The organism is Paenibacillus sp. FSL R10-2734, from assembly GCF_037963865.1.
Lineage (GTDB): Bacteria > Bacillota > Bacilli > Paenibacillales > Paenibacillaceae > Paenibacillus_AQ.
On sequence record NZ_CP150170.1, the window covers coordinates 1,674,603 to 1,687,894 of the forward strand.

The window sequence follows — 13,292 nt, forward strand, 5'->3', positions numbered from 1 at the left end:
TTATAAATATATGAAGAAAAAAAATATAGGTTTGTTTCTTTTAGTGATCATGATATTTACTGTTATAGCCGGATGTTCATCTGCAAGTAATGGAAAAGTAAAACTGGCTTATGTGGCATGGGATTCGGAAATTGCAAGTACTTATGTAGTTAAAGAAGTACTTGAAACTAAGCTTGGAGCTACAGTTGAAATGCTGCAGGTGGATGCAGGCCCAATGTGGGCAGGCATTGCTGACGGTAGTGCGGATGCTATGGTTGCTGCTTGGTTACCAAGCACGCATGCCGCTTATTTAGAGAAGTATGGTTCGAAAATCGAAGATTTAGGGCCTAATTTGAACGGGACTAAAGTTGGTTTGGCTGTTCCAGCTTACATGGATATCAATTCTATTGAAGACTTGAAGAACAGTGACCTGGCAGGAACATTGAGCAATCGAATTATCGGGATTGAGCCGGGTGCTGGTATTATGACGACAACGGAAAAGGCTATAACAGAATATGGTCTTAATGATTATACACTTCTTGAAAGTTCATCGGCAGCGATGGCTCAGGAGCTGCAAAAGGCTTATGACAACAAAGAACCTATCGTTGTAACGGGTTGGACACCACACTGGATGTTCGCCAATATGGACCTGAAATATCTGGAAGATCCAAAAGGCGTATACGGTGCGGACGAGCAAATCCATACTATGGTTCGCCAAGGTCTGAAAGATGACATGCCAAATGTCTATAAATTCTTGGATCAATTTGAGTGGACAGCTGAAGATATGGCAAAAGTAATGGTTGAGGTTCAAGGTGGGAAGTCACCGGAAGAAGCTGCTAAGACTTGGGTTGAGAACAACCCAGATAAAGTGAATGCATGGACACAAGGTGTAGAATTGTAAGTAGATAGAATTCTGTGGTATGATGTGAAGAATCAATGGATTACAAAAGTGTAACTTGTACGCTAACCACTGTTCTTTACAAATGCACTTCATAAGCAACTCATTCAATAAAACACCCCGGAAGGGGTGTTTTTCTTGGGAATATAAGCAAAGTAATATATGTGCTTTTCTTATATTTTAATGCTTACACTTATGCTTTAGCGAAGTAAATCAGGAGGCAGCTGCTGCAAGGAGTCAAGAGAGGAGACTGCTTCATGACAGAGACCATAAACACCTGGATAGATTGGCTGCTGCAAACGCTTGGCCTTAGTGGACCCTCTATTTTATTTGTGACGATTCCATTGGCGCTTTTGCAGAGTATATTAGGATTCTTTCCGTTTGTCATTCTGATTGTCCTCCATGTGTCTGTCTTTAACGTTATTGGAGGTATGCTGATCAGTTGGCTGGCTTGTAATCTGGGTGGAATACTGATGTATTTCCTCATTCGGAGATACCTATACAATTGGTTTGATCGAAAATGGAGGTCCAAGCTGAAAAGGTATGACAAATGGCAGCGCTACTTAGACCGATATGGAATATGGACTTTGGTGCTACTTCGTACGATTCCTATTATTCCGAACAATATAATCAATTTTATGTCCGCGGTTTCGCCAATTAAAGCATCATCGTTTATTTGGGGAACTGTGCTTGGGAATATGTCTTACATTTGGTTATTCGGTACGATCGGATCAAGCTTAATCGTCCCTAGGGAAGAGTGGAATGGTTATATTACTTGGTATGCTGTGTTTATCGCTATTCTAATCGGTATCTTCATACGGCGTCACTGGGACCATTTGCAGGAAGATAAACGGAGTAGAATGCACTAATTATATATTTTTAATTTATTTTCTAATGAAAGAAGAACGTTTCTTTGGCATCATCCGCCGGAGGGAACGTTCTTCTTTTTTGTCTACTTTCCGAATACCTTAAACTAAGTGGAGGTGGCTTGACCTCTACGTATGGTGGGAGGGACTATCGCAATGGGTAGATTAAAAAGATGGGGGAACCGAGGGCTGAGACTACCTGATCTAGGTCAACTTCGGCTGCCAAAAATAAATGGTGGCGGGATGCCGAGGTTCTCTGGGAGAAGCTCCGCGTTCAAGTCAAAACCTAGCAGAGCAGCGGCAAAACCACAAAATGCACGGTTTGAAGCCAAGCGGAGCAGAAGCCGTATGAGGTTATCGAGCAGGGCAGAAGGCAAGATAACTGTTTCCAATGGGAACACGCGCAAGCCAAGAAGCCGGCGTAAATTTTGGCTGATTACATCCTTAGTATTAATAGTGCTTGTGCTACAGGCATTTCGATATGTGGAGCTGCACATGAAGCCGCCTATCTTGCATTTAGCTCAAATTCGTGTGAAGCAAATCGCTACAGAGTCGATAAACAAGGCGATTACTTCACAAGTTGCAAATGGAGGAAATGCGGAGGAACTGATTGATTGGAAGACCGATAAGAACGGGAAAATATCAGGCTTTATGCTTAACTATGCAGAGCATATGCGTATTACTTCACAAGCAGCAGAGGTGATCCAGACTACTCTGCAGGATTTGCATAATCAGACAGAATATATTCCGCTCGGTCAGGCACTTGGTAGTCCTCTCATCGCCTCTTATGGGCCAGATATTCCGATCAAGATTGAACCGCAAGGTGCTGTTAAGGTTGAACTCAGCACTCGCCAGCAAAATGCCGGAATCAATATGATTCTAGTGGAGGTCTATATCCATATTGTGACGGAGGTCGCGGTGGTCATCCCCTTTGACATGGAACCCCAAGTAGTGGATACGGAAATTCCTGTGTCTTATCTGATGGTCGTCGGAGACGTGCCTATGTATTATTACGATAATCAGGGTCAGCCTGTCGGAGATAATGGAAGTAGTGCCCCAGGGATTGCTATTCCAGCCCCTTCAGTAAGCGGGGATAAGAACGGAGTATCGGATCAGAGCAAGGATACAACTGGGAATAGCCAGGAGGATAGCAACCAGTCACCAGCTGCAACCAATTCTTCGAATACAGGTGTAGCACCAGAAGAAGGTGACAAAGGTGTAAATGGAGGAAATTAAGGGATATCGTACTCCACCCCTCATAGACTATAGGTAGCATAGCTTTGAATAAATGGAGTGTGAGTCCTAATGTCACATGAATCGCTGAATGTGGAACGCTTGGCAGGGAGATATGGTTTCCTAGAACGTACCGGACTTCTTCCCTTGCCTAGTAAAGATGGGATTACTATTGTAGTTGAGCTTAGTCGCCTGGAATGTGCCACGGTTTGTTTACCCTTACTGCTGCTCCACTCGGGAACGGCTGTGCGCATTATTGCTGTTTCAATGACTCCCGATTTCCCCACGGAGGTATTAGCTAGGCAGCTCTCACCGGAGGAGCCAGTGATCCTCCTACCCTATGTGAAGGATGAGTATATGCCCAACCAGGCTTTGGTCCATATCGAGACCACTTTTGCTGTTCTGCTTGAAGATTCGATTATGGTATCACCTGGCTGGTTAAGCGAGTTAATGTGGGCTTCCTTCGATGATCCTTCCGTTAGAGTTGTTGCCCCGCGTTCTTCTACTGAGAGAGGGGCAGGAAAGAAACGCCTTCACTTCGGTACACATCTTGAATTAGCTGCTCATGTAAGCTACAGCCTTGGACGGCACCAAGGCGAATGGCGCGAGGTGGAAGTGCTAACTGGTTCTTGTCTTCTATTCACTAAGGAATTGATTCATCGTATCGGTGGTTTTGACGCTTCGCTTCAAGCGCGGTATCTCATGATTGCTGATTGGTGTCTCAGAGCGCGGCAGAGTGGTGCGAAACTGGCACTGAGTGACGCTGTGTATGTTCATGCTATTCACTCATTGGATAAATATCTGAGAACAAAGGACGAATCCAAACAGTCGGATGGCTGGCAGATATACAGCAAGAAATGGGCACTTGAGGACATTCAGCAAAACAGTCAGGATAACGAAGCACATTTAGTGCCACCTAGCGAATCCTTTAACTCTCCACAGTCGTTTATACCACTAGGTAAGGCGCTCTTGGCTAGTCCTTTGGTAACGGCGATTGTGTATTTGGATGAAGCTAGGGATTGTGATGAGCTGAAGCAGCAATGGGTAGTTGCGCAGGAGCAGCAGAGCTACAAGAATATTCGCTGGATTTGGATCAGAGACACTTTAGTAGATGCTGCTTCTGAGTTGCCGATTAACGAATCTGATGTAGTGATTACGGTGCGTGGTGAGGACGCATGGCTACAGGCGTTAAAGAATGCATCTGTATTATATGAGAGTGAGATCATTCTGTATTTGTCTACGTCCATCCTGTATGAGAAACGTTATATTGAGCGGGTGGTGAAGGCCATAACCCAAGGCTCTGCAGATCTGATCGTCAGTTTATCCACTGAAATGGAGGAAGCAGGGGTTCATTTGCTTGCAGGGGGAGATTCAGCGGTCACTCTTCCTCTAGAACGAGTTGCTTACAGGGGAGGGATTGTGCCTGGAGTTATTAGCCGCAGGAAGTCTACTTCAGGTCAATTGCAGCTTTACCCTAAAGCCTCTCTAATAATAGGTTATATCGGGGATTTGTCCGATTCCAAGGGGGCACGCCCATGAAATATTTAATTCTAAGCGGAGGTTCTTGGGAGGACTACGAATATAAAAGATTGTTAGAGCTTCTTCCCGATCGGGAAGAGGTCTGCTTTGCTGGACGAATGACTCGCGAACAGCAGGCTAATAGTCAGATCATGGCAGTTGAGGCTACAGATATTTATTCTCTAAAGGCGAAGCAATACACGCTTCTTGTCTCTTCCCCCTATTGGCTCTCGGACGTTCTTTCCTTGCAGGCAGCATATGTAGTGGTACTGTTAGAACGCTGTCCGGAAGAAGAAAATAAGCTGTTATGGGATAAATACAGCGGCTTGCTTGGCGCAAAGGCCGACCTTGTAGCATCCCGATCCGAACGGATATATCTAGAGCAGAGCTTACGCAGGGGTGGTGTGATCTATCTCGGCGGGGATCAGCAGGAGTCCTATGGAATCACCCGTCAAGGAGATAGGCTGTATTTTCTTACGGATTATGAGGTGCTGTGGAGTAAGGCGTTGGAAAGCTTGTGGCAGGATCCGACTATTCTAGCTACTGATTGGGTTACTGTCCAGCTTGAGCTGCGGGCAGATTACTACATTTCCATGTGCTCTAAGCTGCCCAGTCAACCTGTTGTACATTACTTGGCAGCTTCCTATTTATATTTGTTGGGGGATTCTGCAGCAAATCGGTATTTGGTGCAATCCTTTGAGCTCATGGTGCTGTATGAATATCTGGATTGTCTCCATTCACATTTTCGCTTCTTTTCGGCTATAGAGGTCAAGACAGGGAATTTGGAAACGGCCGTTCAGCAGTATACGATTACGGCATTTACGGCTGAAGAGCAGCGGGAGGCGGAAAGGCTGCAGGGCTGGTTTCACTCCGAGCAGTACCAGCTTGTGCGAGCAGAGCTGTTCCGCTTGAATGAGGATGAGGCCTCGGCAGTACGGATTCTAAGCTCACTCACCACCTCGGAGGCGAAGCTACTGCTGATTCAGAATTATATTCGAACCTTCCAATGGGAGAAGGCACTTGAGCTTCAACGTGAACTGGAAGGAAGTGTTGATGGGGTTATAGAAGGCACAATACACTTACTGCATGGCAGACGACATGAGGCTATCCGCAGCTTCTTGAATGCGGCGGGGCAAGACAATCAGGCGTGGCCGCTTTTATCAGAGATGGCGGATCTAGAAGAGGCTATAAGACGATTGAAAAGGAGAGTGGAGGGATGAGTAGTCATAGATGGCCTCTCCGCAAAACAGCAGGTAACCGCTTGACCGCTATGATGCAGGTTCGGAATGAGGCAGGAAGGTATTTGGAGCAGGTGCTTGAAGAACTGAGTGAGTTCGTAGATGATATTGTGATTGTAGATGATGGAAGTACAGATCATACGGCACAGTTATGTCGTTCTTTTGCTAAGGTGACGAAGCTTGTGACACTGGAGACCTCTTTGTTTAATCGTGAGTGGGAGCTAAGGCAGACGTTATGGAATTTGGCAGTATCTACGAATCCGGATTGGCTTCTGTCTGTGGACGCAGATGAGTTCTATGAAGAAGCGGCTAAACGGGAGATGAGACGGCTTATTGATCAGGATGTGTATGACTGGGTATCCTTCCGGTTATTTGATTTCTGGGGTGGCACGACCCATTATCGTGAAGATGAGCACTGGAATATCCATACGAAGCATACCCGTACACTAGTCCGATATTTACCGAATTTTCATTATTTTTTTCCGGAAATGGATCATCATGTGCCTAGGCTCCCGATTTCCTACTCTGTATTGCCGGGCTTTCTTGCCGAATTGCGAGTGAAGCATTATGGATGGGCGGTTTCGCCTGAAGAGCTTCGACTTAAATACTCGCGTTATATGAACCTTGATCCAGAGGGACGCTGGGGGAGTCTGGAGCAGTACGAGTCCATTCTAGATGAGCAGCCCCATTTGGTGGAGTGGAAGGAAGAACCTTGAAATTTGAATCTGCCAGCCGGTTAAGTCTGAATGGCTGATTTGACGAGCAGCCCCCATGGGATATGACCTGAGGTTACCCCATGGGGATAAGCTTTTGCAGCGAGCAGAAGCTTATAGTAGGAGAGACCTATTGCTGCGGTAGTTCCCCCGATCTTACGCAAAGTCATTTCATCTGATAGAGCGAGCTTTGGAGTTTCCCCACAGGAGAAAGCTATTGCTGCATATAATAGCCATTCGGCACAGTCCATTGAGGAATTATAATGAAGGTTTTGGTTGGCATAGATAGAGCACCACTGTTTCTTTACAGAAATGGGTGCCTCAAGCAATCCGTAAAATAAGGGCGGCGGTAGCTTGCACCATTGGAATGAAGAACCCGCTGATTGTCGATAGAGTGTTAATCCGCTGTCCCAAGCACCGACCTGAAGCAGCAATTGCGTAGCGTAGCTCAGATCAGGAAGAGCAGGCCTAATGCCAGAACGACCTGTTAAAATATGATGAATCGATAACATTCCCGGTCTGTAAGGCGTTATGCAGACAAGCCACTTCATGGCTGACTCTGTATCTCCAGCACGGCAGGACAAAGCCCATAGATAGCCAAGTATAGATGAACGTTTGGAATGAACGGATGGATCATGAAGTAACTGCTCCAGCGGTTCGAGTGAGTGATGGCCCTCTTGTTGCTGTGTACATGTAAGGAAAGCCTGCACAATGGTCTGAACGGCTGGTGGTAGCTGTGGAGCAGTAGAGAGTGTAGTCAGCCATTCAAGGTCGCGGGCATTGAACGCTGCGGGCACAAGGTAGGCTAAGGTTACCGGTGAGAAAGAGTGGAGATGACAGCGGGTCAATGATATTAGACTTAACCTCTCTCCAGATAGCAGGCTTAGAGGGGCAAGCTGTTTCCATGCATCCATATAATCTGGTTTAAATTGTATAGCTACCTCGTAGTGTTCCCGCGCATTCGAATACAGAAATAATTTCTCGCACACTTTGCCTGCCAGTAGTTCTGTTCGATACGTTCCGCTTCCCGAGGAGGAAGGATATTTATGTGCTGTATCCCTGTTCTTTAGGGCTTGCTTCAGGAAGTGTCTAGCTTTGCCAAGCTGTCCTTGTTCGAGTAACAAAGTGGCATAGCCCTCTAATAAATCTATGAAATCGGGAAACAATAAGCTTCCCGCATGAAAGACCTCCTCAGCTTCCTGGTTATGGCCACATAGTTGTAAGGCGTAAGCAGTCTTAAGGTAAATATCGAAGGCATACCCAGATTGGGCTGGAACTTCGGCGAGTAATGGGTGAAGTATATCTGCTGCTGCTTTATATTGCTCCTGTTGATAATACTCGACCCCTAGTGCATAACGCAGGATTAGATGGCTCGGTTGAAGCTGCAGGCCACTGTTGATGAGGGCTAAATTGCGCTGGTATTTATTTTTGCGCTGCAATTCCTCCTCTAAATAACCGTAGTGATAAATAGGCCATTCAGCAAAAGCGATCTCTCCTGCAAGAAGCTCCCAAATGCTGCTGGCGGTCTCCTCATGAATGATTCCACGAAAGATGATTCTGTTATCGTTTCTGAACAGGCGACAGACATGATCTGTTACAAAATCCGTTTCAGAGGCCTCACTGATGTAGTGGATAATGGGCAGCCAATATCCATGAATATGCGCTGCGTCCAGCAGATGCTGGATCTGCTCCTCCCTCCAATGGTCTATAGCCTCATCAGCATCCAGCACCAGAATCCAGGGGGAAGTTGCATACTCTAGACTCAGGTTTCGTGCTTTCGCGAAATCATTCTCCCAAGGAATATCGATAACCTTTGCACCGAACTTAAGCGCTATGTCTTTGCTATTATCCTCAGATCCAGTATCGGCAATGATGATTTCTGATACTAGTCCTTGCACAGAGGAGAGGCATTTCTCCAGGTGTTTTGCTTCATTCTTAACGATCATACAAAGTGTGATATCGGGAGCAGTCATGGGAAACGTCCCTCCTATTCTGAAACGTTGGGAAGCGGAAGCGCGAGACGTGCTCTTTTGACCGCTGGGGAATAAGTAGCTGAAGAGGACAGTGTAGCAAGCAGACGATCTGCTAACAATATCTGTGAGCGACCCTGTTGAGAAGCTTGATTAAGTGCCACTTCTTTAGAGATGGGCTGCTCCATGGCATTTATCAGCTGTGCTATTGCCTCATTACACCCTTCGTTATGCAATAATTCTTGTAAGATTCTGTTCTTAGTCACTGTGTAGTCTGGTAGATGCGAGTGGAACCAACCATAAATCTCTCTCTCGCGGCCTGCACATTTCAGGACTCGCAGCAGCCGGGCAATGACGGGAGTTGGCTCGGGATGAAGCTGTGCGGTTTTGGTGTAACAAGCAATGGCTTCGGTTTCATCACCCGTCTCTTCACATAATTGACCCAGTACATAATACGTTAAGTATGAACCGAATCCAGCCTCAGTATGGTAGCCGGGAGGAGCAGCTCCGATGACAAGAGCTTGTAGCAATGCTACCTTGGCATTCGCAAAGGCACCTAATTGAAATAGCAGAACACCTTTGTTATGAGCTAAGTCTGGATAATCCGGATGAGAGCTAATCCCACGGTCACAGGCTGCCAACGCTCCAGGGAAATCTTTTAATTCTGCAAGAGAGCGAATTTCATATTTGTGCAGCAGGTGGATGTAACTTGTATCAGGTGGAGCCTCTTCTAATGATTGTTGGATATGCTTTAGAGCAGGCTGATACTCCCCCAGACGCATATACTCAACAGCCATATTAAAATGGTGAAAAGGATCTTTGGGATTTAACCTTAGCTGTTCTTTCAGCAGTTCGACATTTCGTTTGATTTTATCTTTCTTGATCACTACCCCCTCTGCGTAACCATAATGATGGATGACTATGGTGGTCAAATGCATCCGTGCCTGAGGTGTGGCTGTTATGATAGCCTCAGCAATCTGTTCGTGAATGATACCGCTAAACCGGTACTTAGGGCGATTACGGAACATCCGAATAATCGGATTGACAGTGATCGTCTGTGAAGCGGGGGTTATCCCTTTATGATTATGAATGCGTAGGAAAAATGCCTCGAACTCCATATGCTCAGCACACAGCAGTAATTCTCCCTTGCTTTCCTCACTTAATTCCTCATCTCCATCTATAACGAGAATCCATAGTCCGTGGGCCTGCTGGAGACCTGCATTACGGGCAGCAGCAAAGTCGCCGCTCCAAAGGTGGTGAATGACTTTAGCACCGAAGCCTAAGGCGATTTGAACGGTAGCGTCGGTGGAGCCAGTATCCACTACGATGATCTCATCGACGACTCCGCGTACGCTTTTTAAACATTGGCTCAAGCTATCTCCTTCGTTCTTGACGATCATGCACAAGGAAATTAGTGGCTTTCTTCTTGGGATGTTCATATGGATGACCTCCCTTCGCTTTGGCGGAAGCTCCATCGTGTGTGCCAAGGTGTACGATTCAGCAAGGAAATGGATTTAACTATAGCTCTGATATCCTCCTGCAACGGGCCATGAACGTGGGCTTCATTCAAGCTTTCTAGAGCATCTTCCATACTCAGCTTCGCCTGCTGAAGGTAACAGAGGGATAAACCGATCCTTGCGGCTTCATGCTCAGGCTCTTGTTCCAGCGCCTGCTGAAACCACTCACTGGCTTCAGAATAATGCCCCTTGTCAAAGATCATCTCACCAATATAAAAAAGCACGCTTGCATCAGCGATCTTATCGCGAACGAGTATAATAAATTCCTCTCCTGCTGCCTGCCAGTTCCCCTCTTTATATAATGCTGTGGCTAACTCAGATCGATAGGCAGGGAACAAGTCCACTAATGTATGACTAAGCTTGGGCTGATGTAGCTTTACGGATTGCCCGATGAGGTCTGAAAGGAATGAGGAATGTAAATGATCTACTTCATTTTCTATCGGACATGTTTCTTGTTGTCGTTGGCATCTCATAATGTATTCCAGTTCGGAACGATGATTAGTTGATGTATGGGTGAGTAGGTCGTTTTTGAATTCTCCATATAGCGTCCAGTGGCAAATGGCCCAAAGGGTATACCACTGCTTTTGATGCTCAAAATCACGGTTATCTTGGGAAGCTAGTGAGGTCATCTGTTTTATAGCTGTACATGCTTCTTCCAGCTTACCGGTGATGATGAGTGAAGAGATGACCCAATTTGCTGTATCCAATTCCATTGGGAAAATGTCTCGGGATAAGCTGGTAATGGTCTCGTAAGCATTTATCTCATATAAGCTGTCAATGATCGCGGATCTACTGGCTGAATTAGCTGGCGGGACGAGTTGGATCAGTAAAGTGGCGATTTCCTCATCAGGTACAGCTAGGCGTTGAAAAGCAGCAGCTATCCCCCGTAAGGCTGGCGTATATAAAGAATGATGTTGAAGTGCACGATGAAAAAACCGTGCAGCATCCTCCTGGAGTTCAAGCCGCTGTGAGATGAAACCCATACGGTATAAGGGGCGAAAGGTGCTCATTCCTTGCTCACACACATATTTTCCACGAAGGATCTCATGTTCAGGAATGGATTCTGCACGTTGATAAGCTAATAAAGCACGTTCCAAAAGTCCTTGGCTTTCTAAAGATTGGCCTAACAAAAAATGCAGATCTGGGTAATCACTATAACGCTCCAGTTCAATCATCAGCAAGGGGTCAAGTGAATTCATTTTTCCTTGAGCATAATAAATTTTACAAAGATCTCTAATCATCGAAGGACGATAGGAGGCTTCTAGTGTTACATGGTGGAGGGCCTGACGAAGCAACGTCTCAGCTTCCTGAAGACGACCGTCCTGACAGCAGTTTACTGCCAAGTTATACAATTGGAAACAATCTTCCGGATGATCGGATAAAGCGAGCCGCAATAGGTGCCTATTTCGCTTGATTTTATCTTTTCGTGTCATGATTTCAGGTAAATATCCAAAGTGAACGATCTCAAGCTGGCTGTGCTCAATCGACGACAGGTTATGTTTGCTAAGGATTGAGGTATCAATTCCCTCATGAATCCTTCCACTATATTGATAACCCTGTCCATTTCGGAATAAGCGAACTGCACTGTGCTTTACCTTATCTTCAGGTCGTATTCCAACCCAATTATCAATATTTACTGTAAAAGCCTGAGCTTGTGTGTTCAGCAGGAGGCTGCGGAGTTCTGGAAGTGGGGTTTGCAAGCATTCATCGGCATCGAGGACAAGAATCCAATTCGTTGTGGCATGAGCAAGCCCTTCATTACGAGCTTCAGCGAAATCGTCTGTCCATTCCCGTTGGAAGACTCTAGCCCCGTGCGCTTTGGCAATAGCTATGGATTCATCGGTAGAACCCGTATCTATCATCACAATTTCGTCAGCACCAGCTACGCTTGCGAGACAGTGGGGTAGGAGCTCAGCTTCATCTTTTACGATGAGGTGAACGCCAAGCGTGATATTGTTCAAGCTATTTCCTCCTCGGAAGGCATGATTTGTTTGCTGCACATATGTAGATTTTTAACTTTTGCTGGAACAAGAAAGAGTACATGGATATCCATGTACTCTTTCTTGTTCCAACATATGATGGTCGTTGGGATTACGTGCCTTGAGCATTGAAACTTACATTGATCGTGGATGGAGAACCTGAATTCGCGGATTGATAGGATAGACGGGTATATTTCAGGAATCTAGCTGGGACGATGACATCGACAGAACCCGCTGCTAGTGGATTATCTCCTGTAGTATCGACGAAATAGTTCGCTCCGTCAGCACTGATTTCTACCCGTGTGTTGACTGGATTCGCTCCAGTATTATTGATGAAAAAGGAATAGGTCCCCAGTACACTCGTAGTAACTGCTGGTAACGAAGTATAGGTATTAGCGGTTGCGATGCCTGTAGTCGATTGTTCAATGAAGCTGCGTTGTGAAATAGAGGTCACACTACTTAATGTACCAGCAGTAATGGTAGCTCCGAGCACACTAGTAATGGTGCCGTTGAGAATGTTGGTAACCGTACCTGCGGAAGAAAGAGTACCTGCCGTGATTGTGGCTCCAAGCACGCTAGTAATGGTCCCATTTAGGATGTTAGTAATGGTTCCTGCGGAGGACAAAGTACCCGCAGTGATCGTAGCGCCAAGCACGCTAGTAATGGTCCCGTTTAGGATGTTAGTGATGGTTCCTGCGGAGGACAAAGTACCCGCAGTGATCGTAGCGCCGAGCACGCTAGTAATGGTGCCCTCAAGGATGTTGGTAACTGTTCCTGCGGAGGACAAAGTACCTGCCGTAATCGTAGCTCCGAGCACACTAGTAATGGTCCCGTTAAGGATATTGGTAACTGTTCCTGCAGAGGACAAAGTACCTGCAGTGATTGTAGCGCCGAGCACGCTAGTAATGGTCCCGTTAAGGATATTGGTAATGGTTCCTGCAGAGGACAAAGTACCTGCGGTGATTGTAGCGCCAAGCACGCTAGTAATGGTGCCCTCAAGGATGTTGGTAATGGTTCCTGCGGAGGACAAAGTACCTGCAGTGATTGTAGCGCCAAGCACGCTAGTAATGGTCCCGTTAAGGATATTGGTAACTGTTCCTGCAGAGGACAAAGTACCCGCAGTGATCGTAGCGCCAAGCACGCTAGTAATGGTCCCGTTAAGGATATTGGTAACTGTTCCTGCAGAGGACAAAGTACCTGCAGTGATTGTAGCGCCAAGCACGCTGGAAATGGTTCCATCTAGGATAATCGTCGTTAGATTTCCGCTTGGATCTGTAGTGAGCGGATGATCAATCAGCGAAGAATCCCGGCCGAATATAAGCGTACGTAGATTATCAGGATTAGCTTGAAAAGAGCTATAGTTAGGCAAAGTTCCTCGTCC

At 46.2% G+C, this 13,292-nt stretch carries 10 protein-coding genes; 6 read left to right on the top strand and 4 right to left on the bottom strand.

Annotated elements, in window-relative coordinates; genetic code table 11:
- The first annotated feature begins 10 nt into the window (after window positions 1–10).
- The 6 genes from NSS67_RS07440 to NSS67_RS07465 all read left to right on the top strand — a co-directional run bounded on the left by NSS67_RS07440 (window position 11) and on the right by NSS67_RS07465 (window position 6,448).
- Complete coding sequence (locus tag NSS67_RS07440) at window positions 11–880, top strand: glycine betaine ABC transporter substrate-binding protein (protein WP_339318958.1); 870 nt, start codon at window positions 11–13, stop codon at window positions 878–880.
- 254 nt (window positions 881–1,134) lie between these two features.
- Complete coding sequence (locus tag NSS67_RS07445) at window positions 1,135–1,746, top strand: VTT domain-containing protein (RefSeq protein WP_339318959.1); 612 nt, start codon at window positions 1,135–1,137, stop codon at window positions 1,744–1,746.
- Between the two features lie 345 nt (window positions 1,747–2,091).
- On the top strand, window positions 2,092–2,979 hold the full coding sequence (gene yunB, locus NSS67_RS07450) for a sporulation protein YunB (RefSeq protein WP_339320531.1): 888 nt from the start codon (window positions 2,092–2,094) through the stop codon (window positions 2,977–2,979).
- A gap of 69 nt (window positions 2,980–3,048) precedes the next feature.
- Entirely contained in the window at window positions 3,049–4,515 is a 1,467-nt protein-coding gene (locus NSS67_RS07455) for a hypothetical protein (RefSeq protein ID WP_339318960.1), read from the top strand.
- Window positions 4,512–5,714, top strand: coding sequence for a hypothetical protein (locus tag NSS67_RS07460; RefSeq protein WP_339318961.1), 1,203 nt, complete (start codon window positions 4,512–4,514; stop codon window positions 5,712–5,714). Before NSS67_RS07455 ends, NSS67_RS07460 begins: the two co-directional genes overlap by 4 nt.
- Window positions 5,711–6,448, top strand: coding sequence for a glycosyltransferase (locus NSS67_RS07465; protein ID WP_339318962.1), 738 nt, complete (start codon window positions 5,711–5,713; stop codon window positions 6,446–6,448). Before NSS67_RS07460 ends, NSS67_RS07465 begins: the two co-directional genes overlap by 4 nt.
- Window positions 6,449–6,468: 20 nt before the next feature.
- Here NSS67_RS07465 and NSS67_RS07470 read toward each other — a convergent pair whose 3' ends face one another.
- From NSS67_RS07470 to NSS67_RS07485, 4 genes are all read right to left on the bottom strand, one after another.
- Window positions 6,469–8,418 (bottom strand): glycosyltransferase, encoded by a 1,950-nt coding sequence (locus NSS67_RS07470; protein ID WP_339318963.1) that lies wholly within the window; start codon window positions 8,416–8,418, stop codon window positions 6,469–6,471.
- Between the two features lie 14 nt (window positions 8,419–8,432).
- On the bottom strand, window positions 8,433–9,854 hold the full coding sequence (locus NSS67_RS07475; RefSeq protein ID WP_339318964.1) for a glycosyltransferase: 1,422 nt from the start codon (window positions 9,852–9,854) through the stop codon (window positions 8,433–8,435).
- Window positions 9,851–11,893 carry a glycosyltransferase gene (locus NSS67_RS07480; RefSeq protein WP_339318965.1) on the bottom strand — a complete coding sequence of 681 codons (2,043 nt, stop codon included), beginning with the start codon at window positions 11,891–11,893 and terminating at the stop codon, window positions 9,851–9,853. The genes NSS67_RS07475 and NSS67_RS07480 overlap by 4 nt, the downstream gene beginning before the upstream one ends.
- A 130-nt stretch (window positions 11,894–12,023) precedes the next feature.
- The gene (locus NSS67_RS07485) at window positions 12,024–13,280 is read right to left on the bottom strand and encodes a DUF6385 domain-containing protein (protein ID WP_339318966.1); all 1,257 of its coding nucleotides are present in this window, start codon (window positions 13,278–13,280) and stop codon (window positions 12,024–12,026) included.
- Window positions 13,281–13,292 lie beyond the last annotated feature (12 nt).

What these genes read in the sequence shown, in the direction of transcription:
- NSS67_RS07455 (WP_339318960.1), top strand. Translation starts at nt 3,049, where the DNA reads ATGTCACATGAATCGCTGAATGTGGAACGCTTGGCAGGGAGATATGGT.
- NSS67_RS07440 (WP_339318958.1), top strand. Translation starts at nt 11, where the DNA reads ATGAAGAAAAAAAATATAGGTTTGTTTCTTTTAGTGATCATGATATTT.
- NSS67_RS07470 (WP_339318963.1), bottom strand. Translation starts at nt 8,418, where the DNA reads ATGACTGCTCCCGATATCACACTTTGTATGATCGTTAAGAATGAAGCA.
- NSS67_RS07445 (WP_339318959.1), top strand. Translation starts at nt 1,135, where the DNA reads ATGACAGAGACCATAAACACCTGGATAGATTGGCTGCTGCAAACGCTT.
- NSS67_RS07475 (WP_339318964.1), bottom strand. Translation starts at nt 9,854, where the DNA reads ATGAACATCCCAAGAAGAAAGCCACTAATTTCCTTGTGCATGATCGTC.
- NSS67_RS07460 (WP_339318961.1), top strand. Translation starts at nt 4,512, where the DNA reads ATGAAATATTTAATTCTAAGCGGAGGTTCTTGGGAGGACTACGAATAT.
- yunB (WP_339320531.1), top strand. Translation starts at nt 2,092, where the DNA reads ATGAGGTTATCGAGCAGGGCAGAAGGCAAGATAACTGTTTCCAATGGG.
- NSS67_RS07465 (WP_339318962.1), top strand. Translation starts at nt 5,711, where the DNA reads ATGAGTAGTCATAGATGGCCTCTCCGCAAAACAGCAGGTAACCGCTTG.